The organism is Devosia chinhatensis (assembly GCF_000969445.1).
In the GTDB taxonomy this organism is placed as follows: domain Bacteria; phylum Pseudomonadota; class Alphaproteobacteria; order Rhizobiales; family Devosiaceae; genus Devosia; species Devosia chinhatensis.
Map to the genome: position 1 here is coordinate 1434122 of NZ_JZEY01000054.1, position 15590 is coordinate 1449711.

The 15590-nt window shown below is 59.3% G+C and carries 13 protein-coding genes and 2 tRNA genes; 3 read left to right on the top strand and 12 right to left on the bottom strand.

Annotation, left to right across the window (positions count from 1 at the left end; all coding sequences use genetic code 11):
• The first annotated feature begins 138 nt into the window (after positions 1-138).
• Positions 139-2460: a putative bifunctional diguanylate cyclase/phosphodiesterase gene (locus VE26_RS17070; RefSeq protein ID WP_152658748.1), complete on the top strand. Its 2322-nt coding sequence runs from the start codon at positions 139-141 to the stop codon at positions 2458-2460.
• A 182-nt stretch (positions 2461-2642) separates the two neighbouring features.
• Positions 2643-3632 carry a FecR domain-containing protein gene (locus VE26_RS06865; protein ID WP_084620069.1) on the top strand — a complete coding sequence of 330 codons (990 nt, stop codon included), beginning with the start codon at positions 2643-2645 and terminating at the stop codon, positions 3630-3632.
• 97 nt (positions 3633-3729) lie between these two features.
• Here the strand turns inward: VE26_RS06865 and VE26_RS18985 are convergent, their stop codons facing one another.
• Genes VE26_RS18985 through VE26_RS17080 form a run of 3 tightly spaced genes read right to left on the bottom strand, consistent with a single transcriptional unit; the run spans position 3730 to position 5027 of the window.
• A complete protein-coding gene (locus VE26_RS18985) occupies positions 3730-4056 on the bottom strand; it encodes a helix-hairpin-helix domain-containing protein (protein WP_084620071.1) in 327 nt (108 codons plus the stop codon).
• On the bottom strand, positions 3948-4694 hold the full coding sequence (locus VE26_RS17075) for an error-prone DNA polymerase family protein (RefSeq protein ID WP_052715732.1): 747 nt from the start codon (positions 4692-4694) through the stop codon (positions 3948-3950). The genes VE26_RS18985 and VE26_RS17075 overlap by 109 nt, the downstream gene beginning before the upstream one ends.
• Positions 4695-4754: 60 nt before the next feature.
• Entirely contained in the window at positions 4755-5027 is a 273-nt protein-coding gene (locus tag VE26_RS17080) for a PHP domain-containing protein (RefSeq protein WP_052715733.1), read from the bottom strand.
• Positions 5028-5552: 525 nt separating this feature from the next.
• Here VE26_RS17080 and VE26_RS06880 point away from each other — a divergent pair.
• Positions 5553-5753: a hypothetical protein gene (locus VE26_RS06880; protein ID WP_046104297.1), complete on the top strand. Its 201-nt coding sequence runs from the start codon at positions 5553-5555 to the stop codon at positions 5751-5753.
• On the opposite strand, the gene VE26_RS06885 is transcribed toward VE26_RS06880, so the two are convergent.
• The 9 genes from VE26_RS06885 to folD all read right to left on the bottom strand — a co-directional run bounded on the left by VE26_RS06885 (position 5754) and on the right by folD (position 15548).
• The gene (locus tag VE26_RS06885; protein ID WP_152658749.1) at positions 5754-6989 is read right to left on the bottom strand and encodes an ROK family transcriptional regulator; all 1236 of its coding nucleotides are present in this window, start codon (positions 6987-6989) and stop codon (positions 5754-5756) included. It lies immediately after the preceding gene.
• A gap of 33 nt (positions 6990-7022) precedes the next feature.
• Positions 7023-9041, bottom strand: coding sequence for a methyl-accepting chemotaxis protein (locus tag VE26_RS06890; protein WP_084620073.1), 2019 nt, complete (start codon positions 9039-9041; stop codon positions 7023-7025).
• 19 nt (positions 9042-9060) lie between these two features.
• Positions 9061-9540, bottom strand: a complete 480-nt coding sequence (locus VE26_RS06895) for a chemotaxis protein CheW (protein ID WP_160297816.1) — start codon at positions 9538-9540, stop codon at positions 9061-9063.
• Positions 9541-9560: 20 nt separating this feature from the next.
• Positions 9561-11285: a methyl-accepting chemotaxis protein gene (locus VE26_RS06900; RefSeq protein ID WP_046104299.1), complete on the bottom strand. Its 1725-nt coding sequence runs from the start codon at positions 11283-11285 to the stop codon at positions 9561-9563.
• 1631 nt (positions 11286-12916) lie between these two features.
• Positions 12917-12993, bottom strand: a tRNA-Asp gene (locus VE26_RS06910).
• Positions 12994-13276: 283 nt separating this feature from the next.
• Positions 13277-13352, bottom strand: a tRNA-Val gene (locus VE26_RS06915).
• Positions 13353-13478: 126 nt separating this feature from the next.
• Entirely contained in the window at positions 13479-13751 is a 273-nt protein-coding gene (locus VE26_RS06920; RefSeq protein WP_046104301.1) for an HU family DNA-binding protein, read from the bottom strand.
• Between the two features lie 349 nt (positions 13752-14100).
• On the bottom strand, positions 14101-14649 hold the full coding sequence (locus VE26_RS06925) for a DUF1643 domain-containing protein (RefSeq protein WP_046104302.1): 549 nt from the start codon (positions 14647-14649) through the stop codon (positions 14101-14103).
• Positions 14646-15548, bottom strand: coding sequence for a bifunctional methylenetetrahydrofolate dehydrogenase/methenyltetrahydrofolate cyclohydrolase FolD (gene folD / locus VE26_RS06930; protein WP_046105119.1), 903 nt, complete (start codon positions 15546-15548; stop codon positions 14646-14648). Before folD ends, VE26_RS06925 begins: the two co-directional genes overlap by 4 nt.
• Between the last annotated feature and the right edge of the window lie 42 nt (positions 15549-15590).

Consider the following 15590-nt stretch of genomic DNA (forward strand, 5'->3'; position numbering starts at 1 on the left):
CAGCCCACGAAACATTCGGGCCCAGTCGTTCGCTCTCGCTTGATGGGTTGGTCTGAAGGCGTTGAATGCGGTCTACACGGCTTAACACAATGTGAGTGCACATCTGGCATAATGATCGCTTGCTAAGGGAGACTGCTGTTGCGGCAAATTATGCGATGGTTTGCCGCTCTCACGTCGATCCTGGCGTTGGTGGCTTTTTCTCAAACAGGCATGCTCGCATCGCTGGATAACCGCCTCGGCGACTGGCGCCTCGAGGCCAGCAACCGCTCGCCTTCAGGCGATACCATTGTCATCGAAATTGACAGCAGAAGCCTTGATGCCATTGGTGTCTGGCCTTGGCCTCGGACAATCCATGCCAGCATGCTCGACAAGCTCATGGATGTCGGCGTTGACGAGGTGGTGTTCGACATCGACTTTTCAAGCGCAAGTCCAGGATTCAGCGATGCCATCTTTACCGATGCGCTACACCGCGCCGGTGGTTACGCGTGGCTTGCCGCTTTCGTCCAACAGGATGCAAACGGGGTTGCCCGCTTCTCGCGACCATTGCCAGCATTTGCCGAGGCTGCTGGCATAGTGCTGGTCAACGTCCTTCTCGACCCGTTCTCCGGGAGAGCGCAGGGCATACCAAGCCTCGCCGAAGATGACCAAGGTGTCATCCCGGCACTCGCATGGACACTGGGGCAGTCCGCCCGCGCCTTGCCGGAGGTGCTGACAATCGACTTCGGCATAGATGCGTCAGCGATCCCCCGAATGAGCTTTACCGATGTCCTTTATGGCCGGGTGGACCCGGCATGGCTGGCTGGGAAACAGGCAATTATCGGGGCGAGTGCTATCGAATTACGGGACTTCTTCAATGTGCCACGATACGGGATCATCTCGGGTCCGATGGTGCAGGCCCTTGCACTTGAAACCGTCAAGGCGGACCGAATTCTGTCCAGCTTCGGCGGTTATCCCGGCTTGATCATCGTATGCGCACTGGCCTTGGTTCTCTTGGTGCGGAAACGCTCTCCGCCGCTGGGTCAGATGGCAGCGATTTTGGCTGGGTTTGGCCTTATGGGAGAACTGGGCGCGCTTTTTGCCTATGCTCAGGCGAATATGATCGTCCAGACTGCGAGTTTGCACACCGGCCTGATGCTCCTGTTCGGTCTGGCACTGGCGGACAACGGGTACAAACATTTACTGGCGCAACGAACTGCGCAACAACGCCTGCACTATTTGGCAACGCATGACTTGGCCACCGGCGCCTGGTCGCGTCAGGGGCTGCTGGATTTATCGGATCATGCGGACGAACTGATCCTGATCCTGCTGCATCTGAACAATCTGGATGAATTGCGGGCCACATTGGGCCACGACGTCTGCGAAGGCTTGGTCGTCCAATTCTCAGAGATGCTGGCCCAAACAGGTTTCAACGAGGTTGCCAGGACAGCGCCAGACAATTTTGCACTTCTTGCTCCGGCTGACGGCCACTCGGACAGACTCGCAACAATTGTTGGTCTGCTCTGCACAAAGTTTTCGGGTGCGTATAGCGTCGGTGAGCACTCGGTTCATGTCGATGTAACCTCGGGATATGCTGCGGGCTCGACTTCAAGAGCCTTGCTGCTCAGTCAGGCCGAGATTGCCCTGATCCAAGGAAAGGCAACGAAATCTGCCGCTCGGTTCTTCCAACAGTCCGACCAGCAGAAACTTGATCGTCATGTCCAGCTTGATCGCGACCTTCGGCAAGCCATAAGACGCGGACAGCTCCAACTGGTCTTTCAACCCCAGGTCGATCTTGAAACGCGCCAGATGATCGGGGCTGAAGCGCTGTTGCGCTGGAGCCATCCCGAGCTGGGCCAGATTTCCCCTGCAGAGTTCATCCCACTGGCCGAAGAGACCGGCTATATTCTTGAACTGGGAGAGTGGGTGCTGTCGCAGGCGTGCCAGCAAGCCTGCTTCTGGCCCCGGCCCATCAACGTCGCAGTCAACGTCTCACCGGTTCAGTTCCAGCGTGGCGACCTGTTCGAGACTGTACGGGCAGCCCTTTTGCGGTCTGGTCTGCCCCCATCCCGGCTCGAGCTCGAGATAACGGAGGGGCAGGCCGTTTCAGATCCGGCCCGGGTGCGCGATGTCCTCAAGCGCCTTCAGGCGCTGCAGATAAAAATGTCGATCGATGATTTCGGCACAGGGTTCTCTTCGCTCAGCCACTTGCGTGACCTTCCTTTCGAGACGCTAAAAATCGACCAGAGTTTTGTCCGGGATAGAACGTCGCCTGCGGACCAGGCGTTGCTTGCTGCAATCGTCTCTCTGGCGACGCGCATGGGAAAGCTTACGATTGCCGAGGGCATCGAGGACGAAGCCACGGCCTTGCGCCTGGCCAGTCTTGGGTGTTCGTTCGGCCAGGGATATCATTTCAGCCGACCAATCTCCGGAGCCGATCTCGTCGCCCTCATGCTCCCCCGAGAGCGGCTGAAATCTGGCTAGCGCAGCGGTTGGTCATCTGTATCTTCAGCAATTGTACCAGCTTCGACACGAGCGATTAACCCTTGCGACCGTTGTGACACTCAGCCTCCGCCAAAGCGCCATCCGGTAAGGCCCAGTTAAGGGGTTGCGCTCCTAGTGTCCACGTAGAGCGGGCATCGGCCGGCAATTGAGGAATAAAGAGCATGCGGATGGGCAAATCGGCGATACTGGCGGTGATGCTGGCAGCAATCAGCACATCGACACTTGCCCAGGACTGGGTCGCAGAACGCCTTCGCGGCACGGTGCTGCAACTCGAAGGGGGCGAGTGGACGTCCATGGAGCGAGGCGCGATCGTTCCGGACGGGCAGACAATCAAGACTGCAGCAGATGGACGTGCAGAACTGGTGCGTGGACAAGAACGCATTTCCCTTGCCGGCAATACGCAAATCTCAATACGCGATAGTGCCGGGCAGAAAATGACCACAGTTCTGCAGACCCTTGGTAGTGTGACCATCGAAGCAGAGCGCCGCAATGTGCAACATTTTTCGGTCCAGACACCCGTCTTGGCCGCAGTGGTCAAGGGGACCAGCTTCACCGTTACTTACAGCAACGGCAGAGCACGCGTTGATGTCGAGCGTGGAATAGTTCAGGTGCAGGATCGTGGCCATGAAATGGTCGTTGATGTCAGTGCGGGTCAGTCCGCGGAGGCAAGTCAAAGCCGCCCTGTCGACGTGACCGGCCCCGGATCAGACAAGACTGTGTTTCTGATCGAAGGCAATGTGGTCCCTGCGGCGGCGCGCAGCGCCGTGCTGAAGGGAGATCTGGCCGCAGCAGAGGCGCTAGGCGCTTTGGGCAATGGCAATTCCCGAAACACTGCCTCCAATAGGAATGACGCTGCAAGCAATGCCGGCGGCAACAACGGCAACGGCAATGCCGGCGGCAACAATGGCAACGGCAATGCCGGTGGCAACAACGGCAACGGCAATGCCGGTGGCAACAGCGGCAACAGCAATGCCGGCGGCAACAACGGCAACGGTAATGCCGGTGGCAACAGCGGCAACGGCAATGCCGGCGGCAACAACGGCAACGGTAATGCCGGTGGCAACAATGGCAACGGCAATGCCGGTGGCAACAACGGCAACGGCAATGCCGGTGGCAACAATGGCAACAGCAATGCCGGTAGAAATCATTGATGTGATCGCCCGGCGCTGAGCTGAAGTCAGTGCCATCGAATCCTTGCGTGCGGCTGTGGGTCTGGCGATGCTGTCGCGCGCATCCTCCGGCAAAGCCTTACTTAGAGCCGCTTTCTCCATCCAGCCATGACGCGTCACGACGCGATAGCCCGAGTGACTGAAGAGCGTCTGCATCGGCGAGGGTTTTCAGAACCGCTGGTGGAAGTCGTGTTCGCAGCCAGAGGTCAAGGATGCTGTCATAACCGTCACGCCGGCGGGCAATGATCAGGTTGGCATGGTCGGTGCGAAGCCCGGCGACGAGATTGAAGCCCAGCCTTATCCCCATATTGCGCCAGCGATGGCCATGACTAGGCTGATGGTGTGGCCGTCCGGCGCGATGCCGATCGAGCGAAGCCGGTCTTCGGGGATATCCGCCCTGCCCCATCCCCAGTTGAGGCCCGAAATGGCGGAAATGGTATCGTCGGACAGCCCAAACACCTTGCCGACATCGCGAATGGCCCCCTTGCCGCGATAGGTGGTGACGGTGGCTGTCAGACCCGCACGGGACCCTCCGTACTTCTGATAGATGTACTGCATCACCTCCTCGCGCCGCTCGTGCTCGAATTCGACGTCGATGTCAGCCGGCTCATCGCGCTCGGTCGAGACGAAGCGTTCAAACAGCAAGTCGACCAGCATGGGATCGACTTCGGTGATGCCAAGGCAGAAACAGACCGAGGAATTGTCAACCGAGCCGCGTCCCTGGCACAGGATCCCACGCCCCTGTCTGGCGAAGCGCACGATATCGGCAACCGTGAGAAAATAGGGCGCGTACTGCATGTCGGCGATGAGGACAAGTTCGTGCGCAAGCCCCTTTGGCACCCTGTCGGGGACGCGGTGCGGATAGCGGGTTTGAGCGCCGCCATAGGCCAGCCGTTCCAGCGTCTGCTTGATGTGTCGTTCTGCATTTGCCACCAGACGAAAGCCGGCCTCCTCGATGGTTACGTGTTCCAGGATGCAGGTGAGCACGTCCTGGATGGGTTTGCGTCCAGGTTCCTGGACGAGCTCTTCCGTGGTGGCGAGCATCGGCAAGCCATGGGCTGCACTACTACTTGCGGTACGGTTGAGCCGGGCCGACCATGGCCGTCAAGCCTTGTGGCAGCAGCCACCCAGACTCGCCCGGTTGCCGTCGCCATGGTTCAGCCTTGCAACACCGACGTCCTGCTCAAGGCTGTCGTCGCGCGGCAAAACGATCATCAACTGCCAGTCGGCATCATCGACCAGATTTTGCAAACTAAGATCGCAGGAGCCTTTGCGAGCACGCCCGTTGCCCAGGGTCAGGTGGACGCTTAGGCGCCGATACGCGGCGCGGTCTTGAGGATAGACGGCAATGTCGAGGGTGCCATCGGAGAAGACCACGCGGCGGGACCCTGGATAATCGTCCCGGATATCTTTCCAGGTGGAATAGGCTCGCCCCCTCGACAGGCTGTTCCTGTCATAGATGCCGATACCGGAAAGACCAAGCCCGGCCGCTTACGCCGCCATTTCGAAGGGGTGGAGTGCCAGCGATCCGTATCAGGTCTGCGAAGCTCAGGATTGCATTGGACGTGAGTTAGGTCCAATTATGGCTGACGATCATCTAGGTCGCCCTTGGAGGGCCATGAGGGTCTCCAGCTCTTTGGTAACGCGCAGGCCACACAGCGACCCAGCACAACGTGGCTCTGGTTTAGGAGAACAATGCCACGATCAATCAGACCGAGAACAGGCCGTCACCTAGACGAGATCGTGGACCGCTTCTGCATTCAAGCAGCTGCAATGCAGGCCTGAGAAGGCCGGTACGACAGAAGCCGGCCCCACTCGCTTGTCGCCCGCCTGGAGCACGGTGGTGGGTGCCGCCTGGAGTAAATTCTGATGAGCATCGAGAAGACCGGTCAAGAGCAGTAGGTGGATGCCTTAGCCCAGCTTCGCGATCACGTGACCGACCTTGTCGGCGGCCTCGAAGCGCTCTGTGAAATCTACGGTATCCTCAACTTACGCGCCACTGCTGCTGCGGCTGGGCCGCAAGCCGATGCGCTCGAGGGTGTCGGCTGGGAAGACCTTGCAGTGCTGTTCGGCCTGTTGCCGTTCACACCGAGGCAACAGTGATCAGAGTGCGACGTCGTCACGCTCCCGCGAGAAATAGCGTCGATAGAGCGGCTTAAGTGCGGCACCCATCGCAGGCGCCCTCCAACCGAGCGTTCCCTCTTCCACGCGCGGCCTGTCGCTCGTGAGGACCGGCAGCTTGTCCAGGTGAGCCCGAACCCGATCAACAAAACGCGTTACGATGGGGCGGGGCATGACGCCGTCGACAACGACGATGTCAAATTCCATGACGGCTGACGTGTTGATGATTGTTTTGGCAACCGCGTAGGCGCCGTCCTCTATCCATTCATCCGCGACATCCTTGAAGGCTTCCCAATCCCACGTCAGCGGATCGCCATGGAGGGCCGTGCCACCTTTCGCGACCCGCAGCTTTAGTGCGTTGATGGACGCTATCCGGTGCCCAAAATTCTGAACGCCATCGCGGCCGGTCACGAGCATTGAACCCAGGTTTGCCGAATTACCCTTTGGCCCCTGCCACAGCCGGCCGTCAGCAATCAGGCCCGCGCCGACAAATTCGCTTATTAGGAAATAGGCCATGTTATCCGGACGCGGCGGGGTGCGGCTTACCAATTCGCCCCAGCAGGCGGCATTGCCGTCATTGAGTAGGAAGGTTGGAAGACCAGACGCTTCCGCAATCCGCGCTGCCAGATTGGTGTCTCGCCATGCAGCTGCCTGCGCCTCCGAACCACCAACCAGCTCGGGATTGCGACCAAATCCTCCAGGAGCCGCAAGGCCGATGCCAAGGATTCGATCCCGGTATTTCTCGGGGACAGCCGTCGCCATTAGCCTGCAAAGGGAAGCGACTTCTGCGAAAACGTTGTGGCTATCAGGGAAATCGTAATCGCGGCGATGCTCCCCGAGCACAGCACCGGTCAGGTCCCTGATCAGGACGGTGAGGTGTCGCCAGCCGACCTCGCAACCGATGCAATAGGCACCGTTCGGGTCGATGAGAATTGGGGTGGCGGGTTGCCCGCGTCGGCCGCGCACGCTTTCGCCGCGATAGACCATGCCCGATGATTCGAGAAACTCAACAATCCGCGCGACGGTTTGCGCTCCGAGTCCCGTTTTACGCGCTAACTGCGCCGGCGATATTCCTTGGTTGGTCGCAACCGCGATCAGGACGGCCCGCTCGTTGTTTACGCGCAGGCTCTCCCGTTCCATGCGTTGAGCGGACCGATCAAAGATGTCCGATGAAGTCAATGCACGCAGTTCCCTTGTCGCCGAGAACCGCTTATGCACCGCGCCGGGCTCTACCCCAAGCTATTTCTGCCATCAGGGCATTTTTCTCGCCTTGGCGCCTACCACGCGGAGAGGGGCCCGCTCGGTAACCTTCTGGGTCCCCGGCAGGCGGAATCGCTCGATCATGCCGTCAAGACTGCTGGCTAAGCGCTCGGTCTGTTCGATCGCAGCGTTGGTTTCTTCGACGAGAGCGGCGTTATGCTGTGTCATCTCGTCGAGCTGACGCACCGCTTCTGATACGGACCCGATTGCCCCAGCCTGCTCCTGACTTGCGACGGATATGGCCGCCATAGTCACCGCATTGCTACGGACAATTTTAAGAAGTGTCTCGATATTTTCGGCTGCGGAAGCAACGAGAGCTTCGCCCTCCGCCACATCCTGGCTGCTCTGCTCAATCAAGCCTTTCACCTGCGAGGAGGATGAAGCCGCTGACTGCGCCAGCCGCCGCACTTCTTGGGCGACCACGGCGAAACCCTTCCCAGCGTCGCCGGCGCGTGCCGCTTCCACGGACGCATTGAGGGCGAGAAGATTGGTCTGGAAGGCAATATCGTCGATCAGGCCGATTATGCCGGAAATCTCACTTGAAGACTTGCTAATGCGGTGCATCGCGGACGTCGCCTTGCCCATCGCGTCGCCACCCTTTTCGGCGGTACCGGCCGCAACTTTCCCCTGCGCTGCGGCCTCTTCGGCGCGCTGAGAATTGTCGGTAACGGTGGCGGCCAGTTGCTCCATAGCTGCCGTTGTCTCCTCGATTGTGGCCGCCTGACGCGAGGTGCGGTTAGCGAGGTCATTGGCGCCCGCGAGTATCTCCCCCGTTGCAGTTCGCAATGAGCTCGAAGCGACCTGAACCTCGCCGATGACGTCGGACAGGCGGGAAGCGACAGAATTGGTGTTTTCCTGCAATTGCCGGAACGCACCGCTGAACTTGCCATCGACGCGCTGCGTCAGGTCCGATCTCGCCATGGACGCCAGAACGGCGCCAGACGCGGCCATGCCCTCAGACACGCGATCCAGTAGCCGGTTAATGTCGCTGGCAAGCGTCACGACCTCCTCGTCGTCGAAGCTGGCGTCGACCCGAGGTTCAAGGTTACCTTCGCAAGCCGAAGAAACGACGGCGCCGAAGGACGATGTCAGCTCCGCAATCATCTGCCGTCGCTTCTGGTCCATGGACTGCCGCTCGGTGAGCTGCATCTGCGTGGCCTTGGCCAGCTTTACACCATTGGCGCGGAAAATTTCCGCTGCATCGGCAATTTGCCCGATTTCGTCCTTGCGCCCGACGAATGGGATGGCGACCTCTGTTTTGCCGGCGGCGAGCTCGGACAAGGCAATCTTGATCTTTTCCAGCCTGCCAGAGACGCTGAAGATCGCGACATACCCGCCGTAACTCATCAGGCCGACAGCGATTGCAGCACCAACCCACATCAGCATTTCAACGAGCTGACCCAGCTTAGCTTCGTCCGCGATGTCGACGAATGCCGCATTCTCGAGGTGAAGGGCATAGGCACCGATATCCGCAGTCACGGGGTCGATAGCGAGGTATAAAAATTGCTCGGCAAAACCCACAAGAGCGTCGCGATCCTCTGCCACAAGGATCTCTTGAAGCTTTACAATCTCAGGTTGGGCATTGGCCATGCTTGCCCTGATAGCATCCATGAAGGATTGCTCGTCGGGTTGCACGTTGTGCTGCGCGATCTGCGCCCACGTTCTGCTTGCGTCGTGGAGCGCGCGGTTCATCACAGCCCGCGCCTCTTCCCACTCCACTGTACCAGCCCTGGTCTTGTGGACGTTATCCACGATCGACACTGCGTAGTCATCCGATAAGGTTTTCAGATCGCGGATCGGCGCGATGTGGTCGTTGACCAGCATCGCAGAATAATCCTGCGCACGCTTGACTATCAAAAAATTGGCGACGATCAGCGCTACGATAAGCACGGCAAGCAACGAAAAGGCTAGTGTAAGCCTGGTTCTGAGGGACATGGGATCCACACGCGAAAAAGCCTCGACGGACAGCGGGGCTATTTGTTGATTTACTCCGCCGTCGCTCGGCGGCATGACTTATCTCGGCTGAACGCTAGAAGGAGCGCGGGTCCAACAGAGCGTCGGGATCTAGGATGGAGACCAGCTGCTCTTCGACCTTGATCAACCCGCGAACGGCGGTGTTGCGCTCGGCTTTGGGCACCTGTCGCATGTCGTCGACGCCGGCGAACACAATATCGGACACTGTGTCGACGATCAGCCCGACGTCCTCGCCGCTTATCGACACAACGATCACAACTTTGGAATCCGGCGTCTTGTCGGACCAGTCCCCGCCAATCATGCGCGCAAGGTCGAAGATACGGACCACCGCGCCCCGGATATCGAGAATGCCGTCCGACCCATTTTGGCCCGGCATCTGTGTGGTCGGTGTCCATCCTCGAATCTCGCGCACAGACATGATGTCGATAGCGAGCGATCGCCCGGCGCAAGTGAAGGTAACGTATTGCCCGGGGGTATCCATCGAAGTGGGCGCAACCGGCTCGATCGACGGCGAAGTCACTGCAGCGGCTTGCATTTTTAAACTCATTTCTCGGCCTACGCGGCCGTTTTCCGGGTCGCGGTCCGCGACGACAAAACTCGTGCGTTACCTTTCTCGCCTACGGCCGGGAACCTGAAGGCACTCAGCAGGTCGTCAAGCCTCTTGGCCTGTGTCTCGGTGTCAGCGATCGACGCGTTGGTTTGCTCGACCAGGGTCGCGTTGCGCTGGGTCATGCCGTCGAGTTCTGCCATGAGCGCCGACAGCTCCTCCACCGAGGCGCGCTGGCGCGCGTTTTCCTTGGCAATTTCATCCGCAAGCCCCCGGTTTCGACCAATGTCGGCGGCCATGGATTGGAGCCTGTTCGCCGCGTCGGCCACTAGCTGGTTGCCGCCCCTTACCGTTTCGGCCGACTTGTCGATGAGCTGCTTGATGTCACCCGAGGCTGTGGCCGCGGACTGGGCGAGGCGACGCACCTCGATGGCGACGACAGCAAAACCTTTGCCCGCCTCACCGGCGCGGGCTGCCTCGACGGATGCGTTGAGGGCCAGAAGGTTGGTCTGGAACGCGATATCGTCGATGAGGCCGACTATCGCCGAGATCTTGCGGCTGTCATCCGAAATCGCCGTCATTGCAACGCTTGCCGCTTCCATTACGGTCTGGGTTTTGCTTACGCTCTCGTCGAGGGACTTTGCATTGTCGAGCGCCGATAGTGCACGAGCTTCGGTTTCTTCGGCACCACCCTTGAGGCTGATCATCGACCCACCTGCCTCGGCGATCGCTTCAGCTTGGCGAAGGGTGCGATCGGAAAGATTACCCGACCCCGCCAGGATGTCACTGGTATGCGAACGCATGATGTTCGAGGCTGCCTGTAGGTTCGTCATAGTGCCCGCCAGCTTGCCGACGGACTCATTGAAGGCGTGTCGAACGGTCTCAAGCTCCTGCGGGAATGGGCCGGCGATCGAGACGCTGAGGTCGCCGTCGGCGAGGCAGTTGAGGCATCGATCGATTTCTTCCACGGCCGCTTTACGGAGCGTGATGTCGGTAGCGTATTTGATGACCTTGTAGGGCAAACCCTCGGCATTCATCATGGGATTATAAGTGGCTTGAATCCAGACGTTGCGACCGCCTTTTCCCACACGACGATACTCGGCAGCCTGGAACTGGCCGCTCCCGAGTTTGCGCCAGAATTCGGCGTAGGCCTCACTTTTTGCCTCTGCAGGATCAACGAACATGCTGTGGTGCCGGCCGACGATCTCGTTCTGCTCGTATCCCATTGCGGCGCAGAAATTGTCGTTGGCCGTGAGGACGGTTCCATCGAGAGCAAACTCGATGATGGCCTGGGAGCGGGACGCTGCCTCCATCTGCCGCTGGAACTCGCGCGCCGCGACATGCTTGGCCGTGATGTCGCTCGCCAGCTTGACGACGCGGATCACCACGCCGGCTTCGTCGACGATCGGATTGTAGGAGGCCTCGATCCAAATTTCCTTGCCGCGCTTGCCGAAGCGACGGAAGGTCATCGACTTGAATTCGCCGTGTGCCAGTGCGTCCCAGAAAGCCCGGTATTCCGGACCGCGCTGTTCGTCTGGGTCTACGAACATGCGGTGATGCTTATTGACGATTTCGTCGAGGCTATAGCCCATGAGTCTGAGGAAGTTGTCGTTGGCGTCCAAGATTTCGCCTGCCGGCGTAAATTCTATGATGGCGTGAGATCGGCGCAGGGCAGACATTATTCTGCTATCGCCTCTCGACTGTTCCACTTGCCTTTTCCATAGAACGCGCATGCCCGAAACCCTCAAAGACCAGCTTCAACCTACGCCCCAAACGTAAATCCTTCTTTGACGGAATTTATTAGCAAAGGCCGCATTTGCTCGTGATAATTTGTGCAGAATTAGGGGTTCAGAACCCAAAATCGATAATTACCTTCCGAAAGAGCATTTTATCGGTTGATCGTCGCACGGCTGCGGCTGTTATGACGGAAATCAGCCTTGTTAGGTGAGTGTTCAACTTCCGGCCTATGCAATCCGTCGCTTTCGAATTGATTGCCGTCAGCGCAGTCTCCATCCGCACTTTTGGCGGGTAAATTCGCGTCATTTTGTCGGCGGTTGGAGGCGTCGAAGGAATGGTTTTCGATGAGGCCAAGACCGGCGCCACGGGTTTGCAAATGGCGTCAAGGTGGCGGTCATTGGAGCCGGCATCGTGATGCCCGCTGGAACACGCACCGCAAGATATGAACTGATCGCATCAGCCCTTGTCGTGACCGCTCTGCTGCATATCGCTGCGATGGCTCTTTAGACGCGCTGTAAGCGTAAGCAGTTGTCTTGAACCAGCCAACATACGTCGGGTGGACTCAGCATGCAGCGCCTCAACCTGCAAGTTCCCTTGCTGGTTTGAGGTTGCGTGCTGTCACTCAGGCTCAGGCACTTTGCCCTGTTGGAAGAAAACGACCGGCTCCCCAAAGACGCTCTTGACCGCGTCGTCGGAGCCTCACCAGGCGAGTACGCCGACGAAGCTGCGCGAAGACGATAAGAGCCTCGCCATATGCTTCGCTGCGGCTTCGGTCTGCGCCACGCTCGACTCAAACGCTCGCTGCAGCTTGCCCTCCTCATCGCGAACAAAGGCGACGTAGAAGATCGCCTTCGTTGATGCGTGTTTTACCATTTCAAGTCGGGTGTTCCGCTCGATGGCATATGGCGAGCCCTATGGAAGGTTGCGGCCGTCAAGGGCTACTGCGTCCCTGACGCAGATCCATCCATTGGCGTGCGCAACAGCGCCGCGACGGATGGGGTTCTTTGAGCTCTCAACCGTCATAGCTGCTGCCTGGGACACACAACTCAACCCCGGCGACATTCGTCTGCTGACAGCTTCTCAGCTCGCAACAGCCGGCCATGGAGAACTCTTCTTCACCGAGCGTAGCAAGACCCAAGCCGGTCGGAGGAGCTCTAAGCAGGCGGTCAGCCTTGTGCTCCAGGCATTACCCAGCTTGGTGTGCAGCTCCAAGGCGACGCCCCAGTTTTTCGGAACCGTCAGGCCAGCCTTACAGCAATGATACGTTAGGTGATGATTTTCGAGATGTTCGCTGCGCTGAATCTGGAAAAGAAGAACGTCGAACGCTTGGCCACGACTTCCGGCGCTCAGGAGCTGTCGAGGCCATTGTCGGCGGCGGAACGGCCGAGTCTCCGTCACACGCTTTGGGGAACACGCTGAGCTCATCAAACACGCTGTTCGCAACGTACGTTGCCGTCAGTGCAGAGACGATTCGTTTCGTCACAAGGGCCCGCAGGCGCGGCACGGCCAAACTTCGGTAAGGAACGGACCGCAATCAAAAGTGGGAACACGTCAGCCGTGAAAGTGGGGACACCCTACAGTCGCGAAAGGCGCACCCGAAGAACTTCAACGATTTGAAGGGAAAGGGTGGCGCGAGAGACGGGGCTCGAACCCGCGACCTCCGGCGTGACAGGCCGGCGCTCTAACCAACTGAGCTACTCCCGCAGCGCTTGCGAACAAGTCATCCGCGCAACGTGTGGTCCGTTTACCGACCCCCCATCGTGAAGTCAAGCGACCTTCACTCGAACGCATGACATTTTCGCAAAAGGAGGACCTGCCTGTGGAAAACTTCAATGCTCAGAGGCGCTAACGGATATTTTTTGAAGCGACGGATCAAAAGCGCGCATTCCGCACGTGCCGGGCACGAACAGAGACGTCTTTCAACTTCGAGAGGTCAGCAGGAGGCGCTTGATGCGCCGGAGGCTTCGCTTGACAGGAAGCCTGAAAATGGTGGGCGATGACGGGCTCGAACCGCCGACATCTTCGGTGTAAACGAAGCGCTCTACCAACTGAGCTAATCGCCCGCGCCATTTGGAACGGAATGGGCCCTGATTAGGGTGCCAGCCCCTGCCCGTCAACTGGCATATTGAAGCAAAACGGCTCCAGCGCATCCTGCGCGGAGCCGATCGCCATAGGCACGGAAGACGATCTTAGTTGATCGCGTCCTTGAGACCCTTGCCGGGCTTGAACTTAGCCTGGTTCGAAGCCGGGATCTGAATCTCGGCGCCGGTGGCCGGATTGCGGCCAGTCGATGCCTTGCGCTGGGAGACGGCAAAGGTGCCGAAACCGACCAGACGAACCTCGTCGCCGCCCTTGAGGGCTGCGGTGATGGCTTCGAACACTGCGTCAACCGCTTCGGCGGCCTGTGCCTTGGTGATCGTAGCCTTGTCGGCAACGACGCCAACCAGATCGTTTTTGTTCATAGCGTTTCCTCACAGTGAATGCCCGCCGTCTCTGGCGAACGAAAGCGTCGACAACCTTTTGCGATTCTGCGCGAAACGCAAGGATTTCTGGGGTTTTCAGACGGCCCGACGGTGCAAAGTTGTTAATGGACCGGAAAAATGGCACTCGCAAGCCCATTGCCGCTAAAAACCCCCGGTTTCCCGGGGATTGTGAACAGGATGGACGCCAGGCGCGTCGTGAGCGCGGCACGACGGGAAGCGTCTCGGACGCCTGCTGAGCACCGGGTCATTGCAAGAGCGAACGAGACCAAGGGGACCGTGAAATTGTGCTCGGCAGAAGCGCATGTGGCGCATGAGTTCTGGGAGATATTCAGCCTGGAAACGGAACGAGGTCTGTATCGGCCCGCAGATAGAGCGGGTGCTTGGGAGAACCGTCGGCATTGGTGCCGAAGCACCATAGGGAATGTCCATCGGCACGCAGCGCCGAGACGATCTCCCTGCCTGCCGAAGACAGCGCCTTGTTGAGCTTGCCGTGACAGAGCACCACCCGCTCTGCTCCAGCGGCAGCCTGACGAATGGCCGGCAGATTCGCGGGGGATACGGCCGCTACACCTGGCGCAACCAGCATTTTTGGATTGGTAGCGCGGTAGTCGCCCACATTGCATTTGATCATGGCTGAAAAGCCTTCGCGCCGGGCAAAGGTCCATTCCCGCGCGCAGGTCGGGTCATCGACATTCGCATCAGCCGTTGAGGGATTCATGCCAATGAACAGGATGTATTTGTCCGGAAAGCGTTCTCCCAGCCAGCGACGCATGACCTGGCGATAGCGACCATCTGCGCTCATCACCGCATCTCCGCGCACGCCGTCGCCCAGCCGCAGCCGGACCTTGCCCCCGGGATCGTGCAGATCGGCACTCATGCCGTCAGGTCGCTCGGGGGCAAGAGATCGTTGATGAGCGAAGCGGTGGTGATGGTGTTGGCCAGAAGACAGGCAATGGTCATCGGGCCGACGCCGCCGGGCACGGGGGTGATGGCGGCAGCATGCTCAGCCGCGCCGGCATAGTCCACATCCCCGACCAAGCGGGTCTTGCCGTCGCCCTTTTCAGGCGCCGGGACCCGATTGATACCCACGTCGATGACAACAGCGCCCGGCTTGATCCAGTCGCCTTTGACCATTTGCGGGCGCCCCACCGCCGCCACGACGATATCCGCCTGGCGCACCACGTCGGCCAGGTTCTGCGTGCGGGAATGGGCGATGGTGACCGTACAATTATCGCGGAGAAGCAATTGCATCATAGGCTTGCCCACCAGATTGGAGCGGCCGATAATCACGGCGTTCTTGCCCGCAAGGCTGCCCAGTTCGTCACGCAGCAGCATCAGGCAACCGAGCGGCGTACAGGATACGGGTCCCGGCAGGCCGATCTGTACCTTTCCCACATTGGCCGGCGTGAAGCAGTCGACGTCCTTGGCAGGGTCTATCGCCTCGATGACCTTATTGGCATCGATATGCGCCGGCACCGGCATCTGCACCAGAATCCCGTGCACGGCGGGATCGGCATTGAGTTCTCTCACCAGCGCGAGCAACTCCGCCTCCGGCACATTGGCAGGCAATTCGTGCTTGAACGAATTCATCCCCACTTCGGCAGTCTGCCTGGCCTTGTTCGTCACATAGACCTGGCTTGCCGGATCCTCCCCTACGATGACCACGGCCAGACCGGGGGTGATGCCGTGTTCCGTCTTCATGCGCTCGACATGACCTGCAATGGAGCCGCGCAGCTTTTCAGCAAATGCTTTTCCATCGATAATTTTTGCGGTCATTTCGGCCTCGATCTGCTTGAATGGAGGCGCGGGATCCGATCC

Bases quoted from the DNA above. Each gene is read 5' to 3' on its own strand.
- VE26_RS06925 (WP_046104302.1), bottom strand. From the start codon at position 14,649: ATGAGTGCCGATCTGCACGATCCCGGGGGCAAGGTCCGGCTGCGGCTG.
- VE26_RS06920 (WP_046104301.1), bottom strand. From the start codon at position 13,751: ATGAACAAAAACGATCTGGTTGGCGTCGTTGCCGACAAGGCTACGATC.
- VE26_RS18985 (WP_084620071.1), bottom strand. From the start codon at position 4,056: ATGGGGCAGGGCGGATATCCCCGAAGACCGGCTTCGCTCGATCGGCAT.
- VE26_RS06865 (WP_084620069.1), top strand. From the start codon at position 2,643: ATGCGGATGGGCAAATCGGCGATACTGGCGGTGATGCTGGCAGCAATC.
- VE26_RS06900 (WP_046104299.1), bottom strand. From the start codon at position 11,285: ATGCGCGTTCTATGGAAAAGGCAAGTGGAACAGTCGAGAGGCGATAGC.
- folD (WP_046105119.1), bottom strand. From the start codon at position 15,548: ATGACCGCAAAAATTATCGATGGAAAAGCATTTGCTGAAAAGCTGCGC.
- VE26_RS06890 (WP_084620073.1), bottom strand. From the start codon at position 9,041: ATGCCGCCGAGCGACGGCGGAGTAAATCAACAAATAGCCCCGCTGTCC.
- VE26_RS17075 (WP_052715732.1), bottom strand. From the start codon at position 4,694: ATGCTCGCCACCACGGAAGAGCTCGTCCAGGAACCTGGACGCAAACCC.
- VE26_RS06895 (WP_160297816.1), bottom strand. From the start codon at position 9,540: ATGCAAGCCGCTGCAGTGACTTCGCCGTCGATCGAGCCGGTTGCGCCC.